Consider the following 24587-nt stretch of genomic DNA (forward strand, 5'->3'; position numbering starts at 1 on the left):
ACTATATATTTTTTTACCAAAGAAAGAATTTCCCTTCTTTGGTAAAGCGCTTTATCAAAGAATAACACTTTCATTTATTATTGTCAAGGGTCAAAAATTTAAAGATTACGCACAGTGTCTTTTACTAATAATTCTGGTTCTAACTCAGATTGAATTTTATCCCCTTTGCTTGACATATCTGATAATAAAATTCGCACAGCCTCTACACCTAACGCCTTCATATCCTGTTTAACAGTTGTCAACTGAGTATCCATTATTTCTCCAAAAGAAAGATTATCATACCCGATAAGAGAAATGTCCTCTGGAATTTTTATTCTCATCTCTCTTGCTTTTTTCATCACACCAAAAGCCATCAAATCATTCGCACAGACAATCGCAGTTATATCCGCTTGTTCTAATAATACTTCGCTCGACAGATAACCACCATCATATTTAAAATCAGATTCTACAGACCACTGCTCGTCAATGGAATACTCTGCTTCTCTCATGGCATCCAAATACCCCAAATAACGATTATTCCCATTAAAAATTTGTTCTGGTGATTTAATAAACCCGATATTTTTATGGCCTAAATCTATTAAATACTTAGTCGCTAAATATCCTCCTAAACGATTATTATAATAAACCTTATTACATTTTAAATTGGGATAGGTTCGATCAACCAAAATATAGGGTGTATTCAATCCTTTTAATAGGCTAACCATCTCTTCTTTATGAAGAAACGACTCATTTGACAATGTCATTAACATGCCATCAACTCCACTATTAACCAGAAGCTGCAACAACTCTTTTTCATTACTATGGCTGTCATCTGAATTAACAATAAAGGTTAAATAGTTATGCTTCCGTAACTCATCCTCTACTGACTTTGCTAAACCTGAAAAAAATGGGTTTTCCAAATCAGGAATTATCAAACCAATAGTTCCTGTTGTTTTACTTGCCAGATTTTTAGCGGCCAAATTGGGGCGATAATTATTTTCTTTGGCAATTCTGCGAATCTCCGCTTGTTTTTCTTGGGATATTCTTGTTGGTTTGTCATTTAATACCAAAGAAACTGCCGTTTCAGAAACACTAGCTAATTTAGCTATATCTTTTAGTTTAATTTTCATCATTTATCTCCCATTTCATTTCTTTTAAACTGCACATGGTTATTATACCAGTTATCTTGTAGCGAAAAAAATATTCCTTTCTAAACATGAGACGAATCCATGAACACTGAGCAGTTTATTGACATAACGTGCACACAAAAAAGAGTGCTCAACAGAGCACTCCCCACTCTTTACTAACTGTAATACCCATCACTCGTAAGCAAATCAATCAATCGTTCAATAAACTTCTCTCTGCTGTTGCTTCTTGCCAGATACTCAACATGATAAGCTTCCGCCACAACCTCAATAATTCTTGGGAAAATCCGATTAAACACCTGGGAATCACTTTTTCTCACAGCTAATGCCAGTACCAAATCAACTTCTTTACCAGCCCAATCCAGCTGCCCAGTCGATTGAATCACCATAATGCCGGTTTGGAGCGCATCATACTTAACCGCATGAGGAATCGCAATTTTACTGGGAAATGCCGTTGAAGAAAAGGTTTCTCTTGCCTCCAGCTCCCCCTTAAATTGACTTTCCACATAGTTCTTCGCTAGAAACAGGTCCATAATCTTCGCTAAAATCTTTGATCGGTCTAAATCCTGAGTCAATTGCACATAAAGGTCTTCTGAAATCCACTCAGGAAGTGTTTGCCATAAAAATTGCCGGTATTTAGCTTGATAAATCGTCTCTATCTTCACTCTCACTTTATTTACATCACTATTAGTAACAAATTCTTTAATCATCACAACACCTTCATTCTGGCGAAACTCAACAGGAATCTCGTTACCTCCAAAGGTTGTCACTATGAGATCTGCTTCCGCTAAGTTAGAAATTTGCGAAAAATCCTCATAAACGCTGCTAATCCTGATTTCTTGGGCAAAATTCTCCAATAGTTTTGAGGTCATGATCTTTCCCATATGTAAATAAGCCGGCGTTACAATAACGGTTTGAAGTTTTTTATCCTCCTCTGTCTTATTATCGATAAACGTGCCGATGTGCAGTGCCAGAAAAGAAATCTCATCTTCATTGATCTCAATTTGCAATTTTTCTGACAGTAAGGAGGCCATATAAACCGCGATATCAAACAGAATGGGGTATTTGATTTTAATATCAAGTAAACTAAAATTACGAATCGAGCGATTTTCCTGAGCACGATTGTACAGATTTTGTACATGATAAATCAATTTTTGGCGAAATTGAGCATCTGAAAAATCCAACAAATACACACTGGAAAGCTCCTCTAAAACCCTGTCTAATATCGCCTCCAATCCGTTACTAATATAGTCATCATAAGCCTGAGGAGTATCCTTGATTTCGGTATAACACAAGACGGTCAATTCCAGTCGATCCTGATGATGCAACTTCAAATCAAACCTCTCCTTCAACTCGTCACAAATCAAAGCAATTACTTTCTCTGCGGTAGACTCCTTAAAACCACTTGCTAATTTGGAGATTACTTCTGATCCATCCTCTTCAACCACATTCACCCTGGACCGATCAATCGCTAAAGCCAGATGAAGAATAAAATTTTGAAAAAAATAAGTATTCGGGGAAAACTCGTATTTTTTGAAGGCCTGTCGAGAAATTGCCACTACGCTTTTTAAGTTTAAATCACCCAGAAATTTCTGGATATCTTCTTTAAATGACGTTCCCTGAGTGTTTTGCTCCTTAATCAAGTCCACCATCAAATCACGCTTTTTCTTCTCTGTCCCAGTTAAAATAAAGCGACTGGCCGTTTGCGAAATCTTGAGCTCATACTTCTTTGCCATTAAGCTAAGGGCAGCTAAATCTGACCGAATGGTAGCATCTGAGACATAAAGTGAATCTGCTAAATCGAATAATTCAGTCCCTCGATCCCTACTTTTAAACAACCTGCGAAGCACATGAAAACGCCGATTGTTAAGCGAATTATTTTCAGAAGGAACCTCATGAGTTTTCTTGAATAGGTTGATTCGATAGCCTTCACGACTAGATTCAATTAACAGTGGATCTTCAGCATTTATTTTCCGTATGTAAGAACGAATTGTTCGATCTGTCACGCCTAACATATTCGCTAGCTTCTTAGCTGACACAAAATTTCCACTCTCCTGCTTCCGCAAATAACTCATCAATGCCTCACTCTTAGTCATCAAGCATCCTCCTTTTTCTTAATAGTCCGCCCGTCACTACATTTTATTTCGCTGTCCTATATTTCTAAAGCTGTGCACCGTCTGATTCAATTACAGATTTATACCAATTAAAACTTTCTTTTTTCAGTCTTTTTCTGGTCCCATTTCCTTCATCATCAATGTCTACGTATATAAACCCATAACGTTTTGACATCTGTTGTGACGAACAGCTAACAATATCAATCGGCCCCCACGCGCAATAGGCAATGATTTCTGCCCCATCGTAAATTGCTCGTCCAACTTGCTCAATATGATCCCCTAAATAGCTAGTACGATAATCATCCTGGATTTTTCCAGCTTCGATTTTATCATACATGCCAAAGCCATTTTCAGCAATCAGGATGGGTTTTTGATAACGGTCCCAGTATTGCGATAATGAGTTATATAAGCCTTGGGGATCTATTTCCCAGCCCCAAGGATTGGCTTCCAAATATGGGTTAGGCGTAATGGCGTCGGCTTTATTTGTATTTTTAGTGGCATCCACCATTTGAGAAAAGTAATAGGAAATCGCTAAATAATCCATGGTATTTTCACGCAACAGTTGTAGTTCATCTTCCGTCACCTCCAATGAAATCTGATTTTCTTTGAAATAATTCCAAGCAAATTTAGGGTATTCACCTCTAAATTGCACATCTGTAAAGAAATATTGCATGCGATTATGTTGCATTGCTAACACGACATCATCAGGCCGACATGAATACGGATAAACCGTACCGTCCGCTACCATCGTCCCCATCTGCAACTCAGCATCGAGTGTTTTTGCGTAAGCTCTTACTTTCGCCACCGCCACTAACTGATTATGCACACCTTGATATTCCGCTTGAGCCATATTCTCATATTGATCCTTGCAAATCCCTAAAGACAGCCAAGGTTCTATCTGAATCATATTAATTTGATTAATCACGATCCAATACTTGACTTTGTGACCTAAGCGATCTAATAAACATTTCCCATATCGTTCAAACAGTGAAATTACGGCTTTATTGGTCCAACCACCGTATGTCAGCGTTAGATTAATGGGCATTTCATAATGGAGCATCGTGATGATTGGCTCCATGCCAACTGCTCGAATTTTATCAATCATCTTTTCATAATGCGCTAACGCCGCTTCATTCGGCGTATTTTCATCGCCATTGGGAAATACCCGTGACCAATCAATGGATGTTCGGAAGGCTTTAAGTCCCATTTCTGCCAATAACTCCAAGTCACTTTCATAGGTGTGGTAAAAGTCAATCCCATGGCGTTTGGGATAAAAGTGAGTGGTGTCTGCCAACCCTTCCTTTACCATTGCCACTGTCATCCCTTGCTTTTCTAAAAACTGAATTTCTTCATTGGATAATCCCTTCAAGTAAGGCTGGACATCTGAAGAATTTGGTTGTTTGCCATCGACCGTATAAGCACCATCTGCTTGACTAGCTGCAATCGCCCCTCCCCATAAGAAATCTTTTGGAAAGTTAGCGTATTGGTTTGTTCTCATTTATTCTTCCTCCATTAATTCTTGATCCTGTGCTAATGCCTGCTTATCATAAATTTTGAAGAATGGCAGATAAACCAGCCAAGACACAACAAAGATTACAATAACTAAAAGAACCCCTGTAAAAGACCGGGTCATGATCCAACTTTGAATGATTGTTGGCACATACCACAATTGAAAGGGTTGATATGGTATTGGCACAAGCCCAAGGCTCATTGAAAACCAGACAATCAGTGGGCCAAGTATGCCGTTAATCCACATTGGCACCATTAAAATCGGGTTGAAGGCAATTGGTGCACCAAACACAATCGGTTCATTTATATTAAAAAGCGACGGAATGATTGATGCTTTCCCAATCATGCGTAGTCTTGGTGACTTCGCCATAAATGCCAGCATGATACATAAAGACAAGGTAGCTCCGCCCCCACCAATAAGAAATAAATTCACTGCTTCACTGGTGTAAATCAACGAGGCTGAACCACCTGCGGCAACGGCACTTTGGTTCTGAGCAATAGCCGGAAGCGTGATGGCAATTTGTACAGGGTAAAGCACCCAACTTGAAATACCAAAGGTGTATAAAAAGGAAAATGCCAAAAAATTGATAATCAGAAATCCCCAGAAACCACCACCTAAGTTGATCAGTGGTTCAAACAGACGATTGATTACTTCAGAAAGGTTAATTTTCATTTGGAAAGTAAAGAACCAACCGATGAGCAAAATAATCGTAATAGGAATTAACGTATTGAACCAAACTGCCACAAAATCAGGAATAGCTGATTCTTCACCAATCAATTTCCATTTAGAGAATAAGTGCATGATAACGCCAACAAATAAGCCTGCTATCAACGCAGCAATCATGCCACCAGTCCCAAATAAATTCAAATCAAATGAAATGATTCCTTCATCGCTAATACTTGGAAAGGTGATTAAGAGAAAGAAAGCCACACCAGCTAACCCAGCTTGCTTTTCAACATCTGGATGCTTTTTATGTTTCATCACTGATTGTGGAATTAAAAAAGCCAAAAACAATGAAAATAACCCGAAAGAAAAGGTACTAATCATTGAAAGATCTGGAAATTGTTGCCAATAATCATGTACAATTGAAAAAATCGTGGCAAAAGAGCCGATAAACACGAGCGGCATTGACGTTAAAATTGCATCTTGGATGGATGCCACCCAACTATTTTTGGCAATCTTGTTGACCTTAGGCGAAAAGCTATCCGTCATCCAAGCCATAAACTTATCCATTTTGTTCCCCTCCAATTTTTTGATAAATTTTAATAATTTCCTTCATTAGATTGATTTCAGACATGACTGTCATTAGTGTATCTTGAGCATGACCAAATAATGGGGAATAGGGAATAGTTATTCCTTCCGCTTCTTTTTGCAGGGTCTCTGTTTGAGATTTATGGGCGCGGGTAATCTCTTGGCTTGCTAATTTCATTAAATCCTCTGATTCACTAAAATCCCGATCAGAGGCTTTCCCGACAGCTTGAAACACGTAATCCCGAGCATTCCCTGCATGTAAAATAACTTGCATAGACAGTAAGTTTAACGCGTCTCTATCCACGGCCTCCATTAATCAGCACCCTCTTCCAATATTTTTTGGGCAAACTCGATTAAGCCGTTACCGTCCAAAGCACCATAGACCCGTTGGGGAATCAAGCCATATTTAATTCCTTCCGCATCGCCTATTTCCTTCACTTCGTCTAACATGTATTTCAAATGGGGGGCAATCAACAATAAATCATACTCAGATAAATTCTCAGAAAGCTCTGACTCACTGCGTGCCTTAAGCTCGTAATCAAGCCCTTTTTTCTTGGCGGCTTTTCTAGCCGCCGCTGCCATAAATCCTGATGAAGCACCTGCACCACATACTAATAAAATTTTTTCCGTCATAAAAATTCCTCCTTAAGCTTTTTGTTGACACTCTTATCATAGCAACCGGACAAAGTGGATACATTTATTTCTCTTTCCTAGTGCTAGGAAAAGGAAAATCAATCTCAAACTCAAAAAAGGAATGCTCACTCTAAGCATTCCTAATACCAATGGGATTTAATTTTTTTCAGGCAAGCTCCTTATTCTAAATTTGCATGACGAGGAAACATGGTATCTGTTGTCTCATTGACTAACTCCATCAGCGACATGATCATGGCATCATAGACCAAAAAGCTTAATTGTTCGTAGGAAGAACCCATTGGTTGAACCGATTGCCCTACTAATTCTTCAGCCGCCACTTTTGGTGAAGCACCGGGTAAGACAAATTTCACATCAGCCAGTTTTCCAATCGTTGAATCCGGGTTAATCGTGTTCAATGCAAGGATGACATGATGCTGTTTAGCTTTCTCTGCCATCGCCACGAGACTTTGGGTTTCCCCAGATCCTGACCCGATAATCAAGAGATCGCCTTCCTGAGCACTGGTCGTTGTCAGGTCACCTACCACACTGACATCAAACCCTAGATGCATCATGCGATTGGCAAAGCCACGGATCGCTAGGCCAGATCGACCTGCTCCGGCCACAAAAATTTTCTGTGCTTTTGAGACGACTTTCACAAATAAATCTAACTGCGCTCCGTCAACTTTTTCCAAGTTGATGGTTAACTCTCTCAGAATCATCTCTGTGTTTGTCTTCACATCAATCATTCTAACGACCTCCTTTCAATGCTTTGGCAATCAACCGAGCTTCTTTTACTGGGTTTGCTGCATTTAAAATACCACTGCCGACAATCAAAATATCCGGATTCAGCGCCAGATAAGCGTTAATCGTTTGGCTACTAATGCCCCCGGCCACAGCTACTTTGACATTTTTTACATATTTCTTTATTTCGATTAGATCTTCCAACGGTGTCCGACCAGCTGCCTGCTGATCAGCGCCAGTGTGAACCGCAATCACATCTACGCCTAAGCTCTCGACTATCGGCACACGCGTCGCCAAGTCTTCTACACAAATCATATCTACCATAATTTGCCGACCTTGTTTTCGCGCTTCATCAACACAGCCTTTAATCGTTAGATCATCCGTTACACCCAAGACTGTGACGTATTCTGCGCCGGCATCAAAAGCTAATTGTGCTTCATATGCACCAGCATCCATGATTTTGACATCGCAAAGTACAGCTAGTTCTGGGAATTTTTTTTTAATTTGCCGAACCGCTTCACGGCCAGCATCAATCACAAAAGGAGTTCCTACCTCTACAATGTCCACATACTCCACCAAATCTTCCAATTGTGTCATTGCCTGTTCTAAATTCAATTCATCAATTGCTAGTTGTAATTTCATTTTTCCTCTTCCACCTTATCCTAAAAATCCGAATGCCTTTCCTAAAATGCCTAGACCAAAAATAACAAAAATAATTAATAATGGGCTTATATTTTTCTTCAATAACCAAGAAACCAATAAGGTCAAAAGCAAGGCAAGCATACCAGGCATAATACTATCCAAAATATTTTGAACGGTTTGAGTGACTACTTGTCCATCGTCATTCGTGATTCTAGTCGCCACAATTGGGATATTAATCGTTGTCCATTTGCTCACCAAAGCTCCCATTACAAATAGTCCCACTACAGAAGCTCCCTCAGTTAGTTTTTTAACACGATTTCCAGCCATTTCCTTGATAATCTCATTGCCCTTTTCATAACCAACTTTTAATCCAAAATATTTAGTCGCTATGCGTACGACATTAATGGCAATAAAAAACAATAGGGGGCCACCTACACTACCCGTTAGCGCTAACGAAGCACCTAATGCTGCTAGTACGGGGCGCAGCGTCCCCCAAAAGATCGGATCACCCACTCCTGCTAAGGGACCCATCAAGCCAATTTTCATTGCTGAAATTGACGCCCCTGGCATTTGTTCTTCTCCTGCTACTGCATGTTCTTCTTCCATTGCGGCTGTCACCCCAAAAATAGGAGCAGTTAACCAAGGATGAGTGTTAAACCACTCCAAGTGTCGTTTTAATGCTGCGTTTCTTTCTGGTCCAGGCGGATAAAATCGTTTAATGGCAGGGATCATGATATAGCAATACCCCATTGCCTGGACACGTTCAAAGTTCATTGATCCTAACAACAAGTTTGAACGAAGAAACATACTATTGATATCTTTTTTGGTTAATCCTTTTTGTTCCATCTTCATTCCTCCTTCTTCTACAAATCTAAATCATCATCGAGATCGGCCTCGATTTGACCAACAGTTGATGCTGTCATCGTCTGTGCACCTGTACTTTCATTTCGATATTTTAACTGTAAGTAGATAATAGCTAAACAAAGTCCTAAGCCCCCAAAGCCAACTAAATTAAATTCTGTAAAGGCAGCAAATAAGAAGCCGATATAGAAGAAAGGTTTCAGATGAGGAACATCCATCATGTTAATAACCATTGCATACCCCACCACAACGATAATTCCGCCACCTATTTGTAAGCCTCCGGTAATGACTTTAGGAATTTGATTTAAAAAATTTTGGACGGCTTGAGCATTGATTAAACAAATAATTAACGTTGGGATCATCACCCGTAAGGCTTGCAATGCCATTGCAGTATAATGCATGATTTCTATTCCACGATAATTCCCCTTTTCAGCGTAATTATCCGCTTGATGAATAAAGAAGACCGTCGTCGTTCTAACAAAAATAGTCAGAGCTTGACCCGCAGCAGCTAATGGAACGGCAATCGCAATTCCTTCTCCAACGCCTTGGTTTGCAGTAATAACTAGAATGGTTGAGATGACTGATGCGATAGCTGTATCTGGAGCCATCGCTAAGCCAACATTCATCCAACCTAACGCCATCATTTCCAATGTGCCACCTAGAATAACACCAGTGGTTACATCGCCTAAAACTATGCCAACTAATGTACAAGCAACTAATGGGCGATGAGTTTGGGCCTCGTCTAACACGCTCCCAATCCCCGTAATTGCAGCCACTACCATTAATAGGATAATTTGTATGACACTCACCTTAACAACTCCTCACTTTTTATTTTTTTAACTCACTTTTCAATGTTTTCATAAAATCGACACTTTGGTCCCCTGGTAGTTGTCTCAGTTCTAATTTAATAGCCAATTTACTTAATTCTTCAAACGCTTTAATATCGGTTTCTTTAACACTGACCGCCTTGGTAATTTGCTTACGATCCGTTTCAAACCGCATTCCGCCAATATTAACTTCCTTAATATCTACGTCTTGTTGAACTAAACGGAGAATGTCTTCAGGATTTTCAAATAAAAGCATGGCTTTGGTGTTAGCATATTTGGGCGATTTATAAGCACGGGCCATTTTATCAACACTTACAGCACTTGCTTTAATATTTGACGGCGCTACTGATAAGACCAGTGTTTTTCGCATTTCATCATTTGCGACAGCATCTGACACGATAATGATCCGTTCTACTGGGCGTAGTTTTACCCATTTTGTTAAGACTTGTCCGTGTATAAAGCGGTCATCAATTCGAGCTAATTCGATTATCATAGTTCATCTTCCTCCAAATTAATTGATGTGATGTGACTCATTTCTTCGCTAAAAATCTTCGTACTAGTTTCACTAACACTTTTCGTTACTTCAATTAGCGTTTTTAACCCTTGCTCTTTTTTAGTAGCAGCTTCCAATAACATTGGCAGATTTACCCCTGTTATAACATCACAATTCCCTTGCCCATAAATCAACTGTGTGGCAGCGTTATAGGGTGTTCCCCCGTAGACATCTACAAGAAACAGAACTTCCTCATCTGGAAACGAGTCTAGTTGCTCTTGAAACTTTGTTTGTAATTGAGGTATCCCCTCTCCTTTCAGAAATGGGATCGCTTTGACTTTTTGATCTTCGCCAAAGACCATTTCAAAGGCATCCAATAATCCCAGCGAAAAGCTCCCGTGTCCACTTACAATAATCAACGACATATTTCAGCTCCTTCCTTGTCCAGTTACCTTCCTAATAGCAATATCCGTGCCAAAACAGTTGTATTAACCCAAGCCCCTTATTAGTCCACGTTTTAGTCAAAAAAAGCAAAGTGTATTAAAACTAACTTAATACACTTTGCTCAATTAGGTAAAAATGATACAACCTCAACTGATCTCTCTTAATATCTCGGCAATAAATTTTTTTTCATCTAAAGATAGATACAAATCAATCTTTGTTTCAACTATTTTCAACGTGCTCTCTATTTTTTCCAGATAGGCCGTAAGTTCCTTGGCTTCCTCTTCAGTATATTTTAAGGGATTTTTTTTAATGATTCTTTCAAAAGCAAAAGCAGTGTGGACAACCATTTTTAATATACTAGGATTTGTAAATTTACTCGTTACTGCTTCCTCCAACGCCTCGATCCATTCAAGCAATAAGGTCGTAATATGTAGTGGATTCAAATAGACCAAATACGTTCGCAGTGTTTCTTCGCACAGCTCTCTGATCAGAACACTTCCACCATTCTTCTGATCTGCTTCCCTCGTCTCACCTGAAATCAGAGAACTTAGAAGTTGTTCCCCCTCCCCTTCTATCAACTCATCTAATGAAATAAAAGGACGACCGATCTGTGGGTCTCTGGTTCCCACCGAAGCAATCACAGAATATTGGTCAGTAATTTTTGAAACCTTTGTTTTCAGGTCAAGTGCGGAAACAGTAATGACCTCAATCAGCTCATTGCTACATTTTGCTACAATGTGATGAATCAGTTGGGCCATTTTTTTAGCTGTCCCTTCTCCTGACATACAAATCGATAAAACCGCTTGCTTTTTCTGTCCATACTCTTCATGCAATTGAAAAGCCGTTATAAAATCTTTTTTTACTGAGGTGTAAATAGAGTGAAGATCAAAACTGGTGTAATTGATCTTTCTTGCCACATCTAGCACCACGGATGTTGTCACATTGGAAATTGACAACACTTTGACGCCTGTTCGTTTCCTTATTTCCTTATCCATCATTGCCAAAGAACCCATATCAACTAATAAAAGCACTCCCTCGCCATTATCAATGTCTATAACTTTTTCACACAAAATAGTCACAATTTCAGTCGGAGAAACCGTTAGGGGCATATCGATGGCTTCAATGGAGGTATTTCCAAGTAATTCCGTCGCAACTTCGACCATAGATGTCGCCGTTGAATTGCCGTGGGTCACGACTAGCACAGCCACTTTTTTAGTTTCTTCCAGTGAAATAAGCGACGCAAGTAACATCGTATAATAGATAACTTCTATCTCAGGAAGCTGGATCGTGTATTGCTCTTTCAACAGTTTACAAATTATTTGAGCGGCTTCATATTCCTCTTTATTTGAGTCAATAACCTCTTGGTGACTTGCAGAAAATGTAATCGTTGTTTTTTCTCCACGTTGCAAATAAGCATCCAAGTGCATCCCTACATAATAGTTGAATCTGCGATCAAATTTCCGTTGTAGATGTCCTTCAGCTGCTACTTTTAGCACTTCGACGATCTTGTTCACCTTAGGATTCACAAATTTTTGCAACGAATACTTGGGTGAGTTTTTTTCAACCACATTTTGAATATGAAAATGAAGGTCCTGCAAAATATGTTGATAGATTGCCTCTTGAGATATCCCCTCCTCAGCTAAAACGCTCGCTTTTTTCTCAATAGACTCATAAATATTAAGCTCCATGCTCTCTTCTGGATTTTCTTCTTCACTGTTTGTTGGAAAAATAGTGGTCGTAACATCCAGATAACTCGACAGATTTTTTGTGCCAATTAGACTCGATCGGCTTGATAGCCAATCTTGACTTAATTCACTAGGTAAGTCCTGAATATGAATAGCCATTCGCTCTTTTGAATTTAAATTATTAACAAAGGCTTGGGCGCAAACCAATTGAATTTGTGATTTTAATTGGCCGACATTTCCATAAGTAGCGGCTGACAGAAGAACGTTAATGACATCAATATCAATCATCAATATTTTTTCAATTCGTTTCGCTTCAACTCTGAATAAATATTTCATTAATTCAATTCGTTCTGAAACAGAGCGTTTTGATAGAGCAGGAATCTCAATCGTCATTGGGATCCTTCTGGAAAATGTTCCCAATAAAACTGACGATGGGTTTTCCGTTGTGGCAAAAATAATTAGGACATTAGCCGTCCTCTTCTTTTCACTTTCCCCCAGCCGAGAAAATGTTTTATTATCCAAAAAATAAAACAACATTTCTTGGCCTTCTGGGGGCAGCCGATGAACTTCATCTAATAATAAAATACCACCATCGGCTTGCTCAAATAACCCAACTTTATCAGCAGTTGCGCCTGTAAAAGCTCCTGCTATATAACCAAATAATTGAGACATTAATAATTGCGGGTTGTGATAATAATCTGCACAATTGAAGGTAATAAATGGGGCATTCGGTTCAATGATGCCCGCATACTTTCCATATTGAAACACTTTATTTGCAAAAAAAGTTTTCCCGGATCCGGTCGGTCCCAACAACAACATATGAAGGCCATCAGGAGGATAATAAATAGCGGCCTTGGCTTGGGAAATAGCTTTTTTAAGGCTTTCATGATGACCGATAACTTTTTCAAATGGGTCGATTTTCTCAGATTCTTTTTTCAACTTGACCTCGTTTTTTTGGGGGGAGGATTGAGCATCTAAATTGGCTAAATCATCTATCTCAAATCCTATCTCACCATTCTCAATCAGATGGTGTGCTAACAATACGTCTAAAGGGATGTATTTAACCGGATAAGATTTCACCTTGACAACTCGTTCTGCTCTCACTAATTTATTTAATTCTGCACTCACATTAGATCGCGCTATCCCTAGTGCTTTTGCCACTTCCTTGGCATTACTCCCCAACTCCTTTTGAATATCCTCGGTAGACTTATTCCCCCAGAAATCAGTTAAATATTGAACTATTTTTTCAATTCGTTTCATAATTGTTTCCTTTCTATTGTGAGCCTAACAAATGAATGATTTAAGCATTTTCAAATTCCTTTTATGCCATCCGACGACAGAAATTTTAGGGAAACTCATTTTAAGTTGCATTTCTTCCTGATCTGTCACTAATACATCTGTTTCAACCATTAGTTCATCTTGAAAAATTCCCTTTTGAAGATTGTACCTTTTAATATTTTGCTGATTAACAAAAAAACCATTGGAATAAGTGCCTGACTTGTCATTATACTTTGCAGCAAATAGAAATTCTCTTGAGATAAACGCAACGTTTGTAACCGGTACCAAATTACTGATGTTTAAAGAAATCAATATCAGTCCCCTTTCGTTTGCGCTTTTTTGCCTTTGCGTGTGCATATACGCAATAAAATCCGATTCACTTATGCTGTACTCCATAATTAAACACCTCTCTTTCATAATTTTATATGCCTATTATAACACCGCCACAGGCCTAAACAAGATTTTTTTTTGCCTGTAAACGCAAAAATCTACCTATATCATCAGTGGAATAATTTGCTATAATGTAACTGAAGGAAATGATTAAGTTCATTCGTACAGACTTTTGGGAGGGGAAAATATGTTAAAAACTGAACGCCATCAACTTTTGATAGAGCTGATCAATAATGAAAAGAAAGTATTAGCTAAAGAACTTGCAACGAGATTAAATGTCTCTGAAGATACCATTAGACGTGATTTAAGGGAATTAGATCAAAAAAAATTGATTCGGAGGGTCCACAGTGGGGCAGTTCAAATTGGTCCCGCAGAGACGATGTTTCAATATAGAAAAAATCGTCATCTCAGAGAAAAAAGGTTACTCGCTAAAAAAGCTGTCGAATTGGTTCATGAAGATTCGGTGATATTAATTGATGGAGGAACCACGAATTTAGCCTTTGCTAATGCTTTGCCTCAAGATTTTCGAGCAACGGTCATTACAAATAGTCCACCAATTGCAATCGCTTTAGAGATGCATGAGAATATTGAATTGATTCTGCTTGGTGGCACATTAAATAGAAAATATATGGTGACAATGGGAATTGAGCTTGCAGAAAAAATTTCCAAGATCCGGGCTGATTTCTATATCGAAGGCGTTTATAACATTGATATCGCCACGGGTTTAACCGTCCCTACACTCGAAGAGTCCTTGCTGAAAAAATATATGGCGGAAGTTTCAGCAGAGACGATTGGACTAATAACATCTGAAAAATTAGACACTATATCAAATCATGTCATTGGCCCTGTTTCTATATTGGATTCAATCGTCACTACCTCAGCAGATGCTGAAAAATACGAAAAAGCTGGGATTAAAGTCATCTATTGTAAAGATGAACTTTTTTATCCGTAACCTCTCCCACAATAAGTATTTTTTTCAAAAATTATAAGCCTTGTTACTATTGTCTGAAACATAAGGTCGTTTGGCACCAAGATTGTCATGCCTCCAATTCGTAAGAATAACGATAGCGAATACCAGCAAGGTACAGTCGAAGAACTTGTTTGGAATACCTCTCTCCCACAAAAATCATGAAGCAAACAAAGACTGAGACATTCGGTCACAACTGTTTCTTTTGGCTTATCCATATTTTTATACGTTAGAAATAAACTGAACTAGCCAAAACACTAAGGTGTCAACTAGTTGACATTTCCACTTTATCTCTCACAACAGTCATCTCGACTAAAAAATTCACTATTTATTGGACTAATAGGCTTCTTGCCAAACCATATTTCTTTTCAAAACAAAAGTAGACCAGTCATCTAACTAATAGGTTTCGTAGCCAATATTAGATAGAGGAATGGTCTTCAAGGAAATGATTGTAACAGAAATAAAGAGAATGATAAAGGAATCCGCAACCCCAATTCAACAAGGAAAAGCCATGTATCACTTTTTCATTCGTTTTTTTTGCGAATGCGTCCGACTGGCCGACTGGCGTTTGAACAGCTAAACAAAGAAGTCGCCACTACTTACAAAAGAAGATGGATGTCGCAAAAGGGAAAAACGGGTCTGTACCTTTTAGCCAAAGAAATGGGAGTCGTCAAACACCAGCACTGCTCCGCCTTGGTTTTAAATGCTGTCACGGGGTTAGCCACCAAAAGTGTCTATTGCCATGTGGCTCAGGTGATTGAGCTTCTATCCCCACTATTTTATCAGTTTCTGCCGTCAAAAAGTCATTGAACAGATGGCGCGTTATTTAGAGAACCATTATGACCTCAGAGAAACGAGTGTTTTCAGCAATAGTGATGGTGGCTCGGGCTATGAGCGGGAAGTATTTGAGGAGTTGGCATTAGGCTGTTTGGCTCATGATCATTTTCAGGTTAGCTACCACGTCAATCCCGAATTAAAAGATCTACTCGGCCTTGCCAAAAGGCTACAAAACCCTATCGAATAAGCAGTACTGAATTTTTTAGGGTGAACAATTGCCTTAGCGTAGAGAATACTGCTAAAAACAAACGACATATCATTCGTAATTACCCTTAATCAACTTATATCTTATTTGATATTACTCTTCCGAATTCACGTACTTAGAGGCTGTCCCAACAGATACCTGACATTCTCTAGCAACTTCGCGAATTGTTTTTTTCTCCACGTGATACAGGTGATAAATCTTTTTTTTGATGTCTGAGTCTATAGCCGGGCGCCCCCAGGCACCATTTATTTTTCTGGTTTTTCTGGCAGATGCTTTAACTCTTTTTGAGGCAACCGCCTTTTCTTGTACTATTACTAATTGAAAAACATCTAAAAAAGTGTCCTTCTCATTTATGAATCGTAAGGCGATTTGATTCTTCTCTAAGACTGTACATAGCTTACTAAATTCAAAAATAGTTAGCGACAATGATCGATAATTATACACCCAAAGCTCTTTTGAACAATCAAGAGCATGGAGTAAATCGTTGATACTTCCGTCATTATTAAGTGACCTCATGCTAATAATTTTTTTATTTGTAATCCCTTCTTTTTTCAAGATTGCTAAAAGCTGCGTTTGTTCCGAATCGCCAAGTTCAGTATTAAAATAGACTCGATAATTCATAAGATCGCCTCCTAATTGCTTATTTTGTCATCAGAAATGTTGACCTCGATTGAATGGTAACAGCCTATAAGTAATAACTCCTTTTATTTGATCCGCAGATATATAACCATAAAAACGGCTATCATTAACGTTCTCACGATTATCACCTAAAAGTAAATAACTATCTAAGGGAACTACAGGGGAATCACCTAACCATTGATTAGTGAAATCTTCGGTATAAATCCCACCATTTTTATGGGCGTCGTTAATAGCATCTACTAGGTATTTTTCATCGATTTGTTCATCATTAATAAATAAGTTATCATTCTTATATTCCACCTTATCTCCTGGTAAGCCGATGACACGAAAAAAAGCTAGTTGCTCTCTGCCTACATCGCTTTTAACAACATCAAATCGTTTAACAGGCTTATTTTTATTCAGCAATACAATATCTTTATCACGAAAATTAGGAATCATACTGTAACCTCTTATTCGTGTTACTGAGAAAAAAAATGACAAAATAGCAGACATAATCAATAGCCATAGCACGAGTGCCACCATCAGTCTTCTTAAATTTATTGGTTTGGATTTAATAAGAGAGTATTCGCCTCTTTTTTTTCGCTTAGAAACTCGTTTGTACCGCTTTTTATGATTTTTTTTTTTCATAATTATCAACTACTTTTTTTCTAAAATAGAGGTATCAATTTGATAATAGTCAACAACTTTTTGTTCATAGGCTTTAAGGCGCTTAATATCTTCCTGTGTTTCCTCGGCTAATATTGAATTGCCATAAAACTCATTCGCCATCGTCGCATTATTAATACCTAGTTCCTTAATAGCATCATAATACTTATTTAATGCGAGCTGCCCTTCTTCAGAATTTAAATAGCTAGCGGTATAAACGCCATAACTCGCCATGGTTGTAGCCAAATAATTGATATTACGGGTGACTTTCTCTTCTTCTTCACTTTTTGTTGCAGCTAAATCTACCTGTTCTTCAAAATTTCTAATCAGATAATAAGCTTGCGCCATAGTATCTCCATTCTCTCCTGACAGGCTTCTAGAGATGTGCGTTTTTAAAGCATATGAACTTGCCATTAAGGTCACTGAAAGAGACATTAAAATAATCATTTTTTTAACTCTCGAATGCTTTATCCTTTTCAATTTGACGATTGTTTGGCGTATTTTTTTCTTTTTACGACCGCTATTGGTAGATCGAGCGTTCAAACGCTGAATGTCTTTTGTCACTTGAACATTTCGAAAAAACAACCAAAAAGAGAAGAAGACCATCACGATCAAGGCAGTGAGTAATCCGATTAAAACTAGCTCTAGCTCTTCCACCATGTTTCCCTCTTTTCATTATCTTGATTTTTTTCGATGATTAGAGATTTTTTTTGACACTTTATTATTATTTTTTTGGTTCATTTTTACAAAGGAAAGCAACCAATAAATTAGACCAATACCAAGTATCGCACCACCTGCGATTAGAGCAATCACCAGCCAATTAATTCCTTTTTCTGCTACTAAACCGACATCACGAGTATTAAACTTATCCGCTTCTTCTTTGGTAATCTCAAAGTCTTTGGTCCACTCTTCTCTGATATCATCAGAGCCTTGAACTAAGATATGAGCACTATAATTCCCTGCAACCATTCGTTCTCCTTGCATGCTGATGGGAAAATCGATAAATGAATTAGGAGCTAGACGCATTCCATTTTTCTTCGTCTCATATAGTACTTGTCCTTCACCTTGTTTACTAATTTGAACTTCAATTGACATGTCGCTTAACATTGCCGCTTTACTATTTGAAAAGTTAATAAAGATCGTATTTTGGTAATTGAACTGATCGGCGTATACGCTGTTTAGCACTAATGCTGGCACGACTTTATGCTGATTGACTTGGAGTGTCATACCTATAATATATTGATATTTATTCTTAATTTGGGCACCTGAAACACCTGCTTTTTGATCCGCCGAATCATCTCGAATTAACCGGATGCCACCAAGGATAACTCCATCAAATTCTGTTTTTGGCATGGTTATCTCGAGCTCTAAATCCTTGCTCTCCCCAGGAGCCAAAATAACTTCATCTGGACCTTTAACAATATCTTCAAAAGCAAATTTTAGCGATTTATCATTTTTAATCTCCGTATCACCGAACTCGACAACTCCATTTTTATTTGTTTTTGCCCCATTTAGTCCTACTAAAACTTTTACTTCTGCTGCTGCTGGATTAGATAACTTCATTTTAACAGTTTGCTTCTGCCCAGCAGTCATTAATAAATCAAAATAACCTGCTTCTTGGATTTGGTTATTTGGATAATCTATGCTGTATGTAAAACCAACAGCGCCTGCTGGATTACCTTCTGCATTATCTGCCAAAACCCGCTGACTCATTAGTAGAAATAAAAAAATTGAAACCAATAAAAATATGGTTATTTTTGAACGATTTTTCATAAAAAAAATCCTTTCACTTCGTCTTAATGACTTATTTTAATAAAGGATATAGGCGATCTCTCGCCCTATATCCTTTAATTCCTTTAATCAATTTGTTTATAACGTTGCCGCTAGTGTCCATGTGACGATTCCTTCATAGTCACCAACTGCCATCGTCGAAGCTGTCGCTTTAGGAACAGTTAATTGAACAGAGCTTGCCGCTGTATCAGCCGTTCCCGCAGCATTCGGATGATTCGCCGCATCCCAACCAGCTGATTGACCAAATTCTACAAAGTATTCACCCTTACCTTGTTTAGTGCCCTTATCTGCCGTTACGACATTTTGGGAACCACCATCTTCACTCAAAACGAATGATGTTTTATCTAAATTCCCCCAGTTGGCATATGTAGCCGAGGAGTTCATCATGCCGTTATTAAATGAGATGGTACTTGCTGTTAACTCAGCATCGGCGTCATTGATAAACTGTTGTGTTAATGCTGCAGATAGCGTATACCCAAAGTTTGTTTCACCACCACGAATATCTGCCCATTGAATGTAGTTTCCACGCTCAACAGCGGCTCCTGCAACACCACTGTCGTCAACTGGTTTTACCAGCGTTGGTTTAGCAAAAGGTGTTTGAGCTGTTACACCTGTTTTGATGTCGCCAAATCTTAAATTAGAGACGGCTTGAATAATGAGTGAACCAGTATCCGGATTTTCTGTCACTTCTCCTGGATCGGTTTCAACTTCTTTATCTGGATCTTCTGGATCTTTTTTATCTTCTCCACCGCCTGCTTCACCTTCCTTAACCGTCACTGTTCCAGCCGATGGTAAATCTCCTCCTACAACACCTGTTGCTGCTAAAGCACTCGGTGCTAATAATACTAGTCCTAAAGAAGCTATTGCCACTGTTGTTAATACTTGTTGAATTTTCATTTAAAAGTCCTCCTATTTTTTTATCTATTAAGGCAACTTGGCCAATGTCCAAGTTATCTCCGTCTCATATTCTACTGGGAAGATTCGGGTTTCTTTTGGCACTGTCAAACTTACCGCTGAATTACTATATGCCTGTTTCTGATAATTAGAATCCAGGATAGGTTCGTTGTTCGTATCTTTTAAGGGGCTTATTGTAACTTTTTGATTTGTATCATTAGTCTCAGAGGCACCAAACTCAATGGTCCAAATCCCCATTCCCGTATTATTTTCTGCCTTCGCAACTTCATAAGATTCACCAATCGCATTTAATTCAATCGTATCTCGAGTCACAATTGGAGCTTTCATGACACTTACTCCAAGAGAATTGGCCCAGCCATTATCAAATGATAAGACTGATCCCTTTAATTCTTGTTCACTCTTATGTGCAATCACTGTATTTCTAAACTGATACTCTTGCTTCACTTGAAGGGTCCACCCATCTGCACGTTGTCTTTCATCTGTAATTTGAATGTAATAGCCTCTTGGACTCGTATCACTGTAAAAAAGCTGTGCTTGAGAAAAAAATTGTCTTTTTTTTTCGGTTATCTCTGCTCGTCCGAAATTTAAATTTGAAATAAAATCTATTCTTAAACTACCTTCTGTTGAGGGGCCCGGACCTGGGTTCACCGGTTCACCCGGTTTCTCAGGATCCATCGGTATCGTGGTTCCTGCCCCTTTAACCGTCACACTTCCGTCTTCAGTCAATTGATCAGCTTGAACAATATACTTTGGCAAGAGTAATAAAAAGGGGAGAAGACCTAGGCTCATTCTGCGATATAACTTAATAGTCATCCGTTACCACCTCTTTACACTTTTTAATGACCAGAAAGCCTCCTAACAAAACTAACAAATAGAATCCTAACTGCTGATAACCTTCCGATTTTTCACCTGCTTGTGGAAGGTGCAGTGGTGGTTTAACTGAGTCAGTCGGTTTCTCAGGTTGTGATCTATCTCCTTCATAAAAGATAATTTTCCCTTTGACCGAAGCACTCCCCCCTGCATCAGATGCAGCCGTGACTAATCCACTTACGGTGAAAGAGAAAGCGAACAGTAATAAACTACTTAAAACGAATTTATTTAGTTTTTTCATCGTTTCCTCCCTTCTATGGACTAGATTCCAATGACCAAACTAGCTCTCCAGTATAGGTACCTAGATTTACTGCATCGCTTGCTGAGATATAAAGTCCTAACCCACTGCCATCTTCAGACCACGAATCGCTAATTATGGCATCACCTCCTTCATCCCGTTTATAAATTTCTTGAGCAGACTCAGTTAAGATTAGCTCATCCGAATCAGATCGCCTGTACCTCAAGGCATCTCCTAAAACTTTATCCTTAGTTGATGTCAACGGCGTTTCGACTTTAACTGAAAGAGACCACTGAGATTGATTCGCGCGGCTGTCAGAGACCACTAATCCCGCTTGACTCGCTAAATTTTCCGCTTGTTTTTTTTCAATGGCTCTACCGTGATACTCCATTGTTCCGAAATCAAACAAACTAGGAGCAGATACAAGTTTCACCGTACCAAAAATTTCAGACGTCGTTACTTCACTTGAGGCAGAATAGGTTGCTTTCTCATGATCGACATTTTCAGGACCAACGATAAAATTCTTTTCTCTTGGTGAATTTCCGATAGCTGTTGCTTTATTTACGATGGCTCCGCCCACTGACGATATAGCCACTTGGACATCAAAGCTAACTTCCGCTGATACTTGTGAGTCTAAATTCCCCACCGAAAGCGTCAGTGTTCTTGTCGCATCATCGTAGGCATAGACCGAATCATCTATCTCACTACCATTAATCATCACATTGGCCTGTTCTTTATTAAAAATCAGGCCTTCTGGTAAAGGATCTGTTAAAACAACATTTTTCCAATCCGTTACTAAAGTAGCGGGCTTATCATTTTTGACTGTCAAGGTGTACGTTAATATGTCTCCCACTTGGACTGTACTGCCTCCCGTTGATGTGTATGTTTTTGTTATTTTAGGCGCATCGGGCAAAACATCCACCGTTATTAAACGCAGGGCTGGATCAAAACGACTCTCTTTAATCGCATCATGATAGCCTTCATACGAATTATATTCCTCAACATTAACACTGATATTTCCCCATTGATTATTTGGCTCCATCGTGTAAGTCGTTGGTAAAACATAGGGTATATCCGTCGGCAACTCCGTATGATCTTTAATATAAATATCTAGTGATGCTTCTTTTTCAAGATAACTAGGAAGATTGACTAACCAATTCCCTTCTTTCACCGTTGTTTGAACAACTTCAAAATCGCTGTTAAGCAACCACTCACCGTTCACTTTTAAAAAAACTGACGCTCCTTCTCTGTCACTTGTGCCACTAATTTGTTTTGTCGCATTGGAAAGTTCCGTTTGTGTTTTCACTTTATGAGGTGGTGTGACATTGATTGTTTTTACAATCTCTTTCGTCAACTCTTCCGGAGAGCTTATATAAACCTTACCTGAGTTTTCAGCCGCCATTCCACGCCACGCTGCCATCACTTTAACTGTCTCATTAGTCTGAATAAATTGATCATTAGGTACTGGAATTTTTACCCAACCCGCTTCAGCAGGTTCATCATAGATGGCCACCCCATCAGAATCATCCGTTTTACCGATAGTTTTCCCAATTCCTTCAAAAGAAAGTGCTCCATCTGCCTTATCAACTTCTAATCGTATGTTTACTTCATCTGTAAAGGCATTTCTTGGTTCATCTGTTTTCCCTTCTGGAACAATCGCATGTGCATAGACAAATTTATCAGCATTAGTTGGAATACGAATTTTATCTACCTGGGCTGTTTGATTATTTGCAGTCATCCTACCATAGTGATTCATATTACCAAATTCTGAGCTAAAGTTAGGGTCACTTGAAGAAACAACATTCGAAAAATTTGTCCCATTTAAGAAATAATCAATCAAGGTCCAAGACTTAAAGGGATTACCCGACAGATTTTCCATGACGTTCCAAACAGATAAATCTGAATTTGTTGAGTTAAAAGTTGAGCCTGCATCGCTATCAAAAACTACACCGCGATAGTTAATAAAATCAAAATATTTGGGCTCATCCATCGTCACATTCATTACTCCCGCGTTAAATATAGCTGCAGTTCGACTATTGGTCGCGCCACGTGTTACGAAGTAAGTTCCCTTTCCTGCCGTTATATCCAAATCAGCCCCTTTAGCATCGATTGCAGCACCATAATCCGCTTGGATGTCCACACTAGAGTCCTCTCCTACTAGTGTGAACGAATTGCCAGCCCCAGCATTAAATAGGATGCCTTGGTTAGCACTATCAGAACCAGGGTTAGTGTATGACCCACTGAGATTCCCTTCATTTCGTAAGATAAAATCTGAACCGCCACTTACATTTACTTTATTACCTGCACCGGACATCCTAATAGCAGGTGGAAGAATGGTGGTTTGACTGCTGTTACTTTTTCCCGTTTTCACAATCTCAATTTTCGACTTATTTTCAACATTAAATTCATTTTGTCCACGTATTCTAAAGCGAATTGTGCCGCCATATCCATTGTAATTTCCGTCTGATGTAAATTTCAATTCAGCATTATTCTTCACATTAAATGAACCGCCACGACTATACATAACAAGGGCAGTCGTTCGCTCACTGTATAAATTCATCTTGGCACCATCAAGAACATTGATATGAGAATCATCCGAATCCATCGTGAATAACGCTCCGTTATTCCCGCTAGTATAAACATTACCTGAAGAATTAAATTCTGTCCCTTCGCCTTGAATAGTAGCTGTCGCTTTATTTGTAAATTTCCAAACTTGGCCAGATATATTATTACCACTCTTATAGCTATTGGTTGTTACTTTTGACCCTTCGTTAATAGTAATCACACTGTCATCAGCGGTTGTTTCAAAAAATGACGTTGTGTCGGAATTAACTACACTCTGGTTAGTAATTGTAAACAGCTTAGCCATGACACCAGATGTGGTATTAGATGTTTGGTCATAAGTCACATTCGCTCGATCAAAAACAACTGAACTTTCTTGTCGATTATCAAAATTAGCAATCCTAGCATTATTTGTTGGATCACTTTTCAAATTACCAGTAAAGGTCAAGTTAGCATTCCGCCCATTAAAAAGCATTGATGTCCCCGTAAAATAGAGATTGTTTACCACTACATCAGATCCTGCAGCTAAGGTGATAGTTCTTGCAGCAAATCCAATTAAATGATCATTTCCTTCTATTGTTAATTTCCGACTCACTGTTCCTAATGCAGTTCCTGCCGAGAAGGAGCCTGTTATAGTAATTTTATCGACACTAGTGTCTACGAGTGCCGATTGAAAGTCTCCCCAATTTGAAACCTCTTTTTCGACAGCGTCAACTTTTGGCGTACCTGCAATAAACACTACAACTGAACATATGAGTGATAAAAAAACAATCTTGAATTTCCTAACTACTATATTCATAGTTCTCCTCCTTTTCTCAAGAGTACTCTTTCAATTACCACTTTCTCTAATAACTTAACATCAATAATTAAATGAACATAAGTCACCTCTCAATTAACTCCCCACACGATTGCCGCTATTCATTTA

Annotated in this window: 25 protein-coding genes; 3 read left to right on the forward strand and 22 right to left on the reverse strand. The window is 38.6% G+C overall.

The window, feature by feature from the left end; all coding sequences use genetic code 11:
• Nucleotides 1–98 precede the first annotated feature (98 nt).
• From I6N95_RS08935 to I6N95_RS09000, 14 genes are all read right to left on the reverse strand, one after another.
• Nucleotides 99–1109 (reverse strand): LacI family DNA-binding transcriptional regulator, encoded by a 1011-nt coding sequence (locus I6N95_RS08935; RefSeq protein WP_245249327.1) that lies wholly within the window; start codon nucleotides 1107–1109, stop codon nucleotides 99–101.
• A 173-nt stretch (nucleotides 1110–1282) separates the two neighbouring features.
• The gene (locus tag I6N95_RS08940; RefSeq protein WP_209526778.1) at nucleotides 1283–3220 is read right to left on the reverse strand and encodes a BglG family transcription antiterminator; all 1938 of its coding nucleotides are present in this window, start codon (nucleotides 3218–3220) and stop codon (nucleotides 1283–1285) included.
• A 64-nt stretch (nucleotides 3221–3284) separates the two neighbouring features.
• Nucleotides 3285–4736 carry a glycoside hydrolase family 1 protein gene (locus I6N95_RS08945; RefSeq protein ID WP_209526779.1) on the reverse strand — a complete coding sequence of 484 codons (1452 nt, stop codon included), beginning with the start codon at nucleotides 4734–4736 and terminating at the stop codon, nucleotides 3285–3287.
• Nucleotides 4737–5981 carry a PTS sugar transporter subunit IIC gene (locus I6N95_RS08950; protein WP_209526782.1) on the reverse strand — a complete coding sequence of 415 codons (1245 nt, stop codon included), beginning with the start codon at nucleotides 5979–5981 and terminating at the stop codon, nucleotides 4737–4739.
• Nucleotides 5974–6312 carry a PTS lactose/cellobiose transporter subunit IIA gene (locus I6N95_RS08955; protein ID WP_209526784.1) on the reverse strand — a complete coding sequence of 113 codons (339 nt, stop codon included), beginning with the start codon at nucleotides 6310–6312 and terminating at the stop codon, nucleotides 5974–5976. The genes I6N95_RS08950 and I6N95_RS08955 overlap by 8 nt, the downstream gene beginning before the upstream one ends.
• Nucleotides 6312–6632 carry a PTS sugar transporter subunit IIB gene (locus I6N95_RS08960; protein ID WP_209526786.1) on the reverse strand — a complete coding sequence of 107 codons (321 nt, stop codon included), beginning with the start codon at nucleotides 6630–6632 and terminating at the stop codon, nucleotides 6312–6314. Before I6N95_RS08960 ends, I6N95_RS08955 begins: the two co-directional genes overlap by 1 nt.
• Nucleotides 6633–6811: 179 nt before the next feature.
• Nucleotides 6812–7378, reverse strand: coding sequence for a 6-phospho-3-hexuloisomerase (gene hxlB, locus I6N95_RS08965; RefSeq protein WP_209526788.1), 567 nt, complete (start codon nucleotides 7376–7378; stop codon nucleotides 6812–6814).
• A gap of 1 nt (nucleotide 7379) precedes the next feature.
• Nucleotides 7380–8015: a 3-hexulose-6-phosphate synthase gene (hxlA, locus tag I6N95_RS08970; protein WP_209526790.1), complete on the reverse strand. Its 636-nt coding sequence runs from the start codon at nucleotides 8013–8015 to the stop codon at nucleotides 7380–7382.
• Nucleotides 8016–8030: 15 nt separating this feature from the next.
• Nucleotides 8031–8861, reverse strand: a complete 831-nt coding sequence (locus I6N95_RS08975) for a mannose/fructose/sorbose PTS transporter subunit IID (RefSeq protein WP_209526792.1) — start codon at nucleotides 8859–8861, stop codon at nucleotides 8031–8033.
• Between the two features lie 17 nt (nucleotides 8862–8878).
• Nucleotides 8879–9685 (reverse strand): PTS mannose/fructose/sorbose transporter subunit IIC, encoded by an 807-nt coding sequence (locus tag I6N95_RS08980; protein ID WP_209526793.1) that lies wholly within the window; start codon nucleotides 9683–9685, stop codon nucleotides 8879–8881.
• A gap of 19 nt (nucleotides 9686–9704) precedes the next feature.
• Complete coding sequence (locus tag I6N95_RS08985; protein WP_209526796.1) at nucleotides 9705–10196, reverse strand: PTS sugar transporter subunit IIB; 492 nt, start codon at nucleotides 10194–10196, stop codon at nucleotides 9705–9707.
• A complete protein-coding gene (locus I6N95_RS08990; RefSeq protein ID WP_209526798.1) occupies nucleotides 10193–10621 on the reverse strand; it encodes a mannose/fructose/sorbose PTS transporter subunit IIA in 429 nt (142 codons plus the stop codon). The genes I6N95_RS08985 and I6N95_RS08990 overlap by 4 nt, the downstream gene beginning before the upstream one ends.
• Nucleotides 10622–10786: 165 nt before the next feature.
• Nucleotides 10787–13585, reverse strand: coding sequence for a sigma-54-dependent transcriptional regulator (locus tag I6N95_RS08995; RefSeq protein ID WP_209526801.1), 2799 nt, complete (start codon nucleotides 13583–13585; stop codon nucleotides 10787–10789).
• 24 nt (nucleotides 13586–13609) lie between these two features.
• On the reverse strand, nucleotides 13610–13999 hold the full coding sequence (locus tag I6N95_RS09000) for a hypothetical protein (RefSeq protein ID WP_209526803.1): 390 nt from the start codon (nucleotides 13997–13999) through the stop codon (nucleotides 13610–13612).
• A 181-nt stretch (nucleotides 14000–14180) separates the two neighbouring features.
• On the opposite strand from I6N95_RS09000, the gene I6N95_RS09005 reads away from it, so the two are divergent.
• The 3 genes from I6N95_RS09005 (at nucleotide 14181) to I6N95_RS09015 (ending at nucleotide 15984) form a co-directional block, all read left to right on the forward strand.
• Nucleotides 14181–14945, forward strand: a complete 765-nt coding sequence (locus tag I6N95_RS09005; protein WP_209526804.1) for a DeoR/GlpR family DNA-binding transcription regulator — start codon at nucleotides 14181–14183, stop codon at nucleotides 14943–14945.
• Nucleotides 14946–15575: 630 nt separating this feature from the next.
• Complete coding sequence (locus tag I6N95_RS09010; protein WP_209526806.1) at nucleotides 15576–15770, forward strand: hypothetical protein; 195 nt, start codon at nucleotides 15576–15578, stop codon at nucleotides 15768–15770.
• Nucleotides 15771–15774: 4 nt separating this feature from the next.
• Nucleotides 15775–15984, forward strand: coding sequence for a hypothetical protein (locus tag I6N95_RS09015; protein WP_209526808.1), 210 nt, complete (start codon nucleotides 15775–15777; stop codon nucleotides 15982–15984).
• Between the two features lie 111 nt (nucleotides 15985–16095).
• Here the strand turns inward: I6N95_RS09015 and I6N95_RS09020 are convergent, their stop codons facing one another.
• The 8 genes from I6N95_RS09020 to I6N95_RS09055 form a co-directional block, all read right to left on the reverse strand.
• The gene (locus I6N95_RS09020) at nucleotides 16096–16623 is read right to left on the reverse strand and encodes a hypothetical protein (protein WP_209526809.1); all 528 of its coding nucleotides are present in this window, start codon (nucleotides 16621–16623) and stop codon (nucleotides 16096–16098) included.
• A gap of 30 nt (nucleotides 16624–16653) precedes the next feature.
• Nucleotides 16654–17268 carry a signal peptidase I gene (gene lepB / locus I6N95_RS09025; RefSeq protein WP_209526811.1) on the reverse strand — a complete coding sequence of 205 codons (615 nt, stop codon included), beginning with the start codon at nucleotides 17266–17268 and terminating at the stop codon, nucleotides 16654–16656.
• A 9-nt stretch (nucleotides 17269–17277) separates the two neighbouring features.
• Nucleotides 17278–17946, reverse strand: a complete 669-nt coding sequence (locus tag I6N95_RS09030; RefSeq protein WP_209526813.1) for a hypothetical protein — start codon at nucleotides 17944–17946, stop codon at nucleotides 17278–17280.
• 15 nt (nucleotides 17947–17961) lie between these two features.
• Nucleotides 17962–19059 (reverse strand): WxLIP family cell surface protein, encoded by a 1098-nt coding sequence (locus I6N95_RS09035; protein WP_209526814.1) that lies wholly within the window; start codon nucleotides 19057–19059, stop codon nucleotides 17962–17964.
• A gap of 96 nt (nucleotides 19060–19155) precedes the next feature.
• Nucleotides 19156–19974 (reverse strand): WxL domain-containing protein, encoded by an 819-nt coding sequence (locus tag I6N95_RS09040; protein ID WP_209526816.1) that lies wholly within the window; start codon nucleotides 19972–19974, stop codon nucleotides 19156–19158.
• A gap of 27 nt (nucleotides 19975–20001) precedes the next feature.
• Nucleotides 20002–20805, reverse strand: a complete 804-nt coding sequence (locus I6N95_RS09045) for a WxL domain-containing protein (RefSeq protein WP_209526818.1) — start codon at nucleotides 20803–20805, stop codon at nucleotides 20002–20004.
• Nucleotides 20795–21103, reverse strand: a complete 309-nt coding sequence (locus I6N95_RS09050; protein WP_209526820.1) for an LPXTG cell wall anchor domain-containing protein — start codon at nucleotides 21101–21103, stop codon at nucleotides 20795–20797. Before I6N95_RS09050 ends, I6N95_RS09045 begins: the two co-directional genes overlap by 11 nt.
• Nucleotides 21104–21116: 13 nt before the next feature.
• Complete coding sequence (locus I6N95_RS09055) at nucleotides 21117–24461, reverse strand: isopeptide-forming domain-containing fimbrial protein (RefSeq protein WP_209526822.1); 3345 nt, start codon at nucleotides 24459–24461, stop codon at nucleotides 21117–21119.
• Between the last annotated feature and the right edge of the window lie 126 nt (nucleotides 24462–24587).

It is taken from the genome of Vagococcus allomyrinae, assembly GCF_017829975.1.
GTDB lineage: Bacteria > Bacillota > Bacilli > Lactobacillales > Vagococcaceae > Vagococcus_D > Vagococcus_D allomyrinae.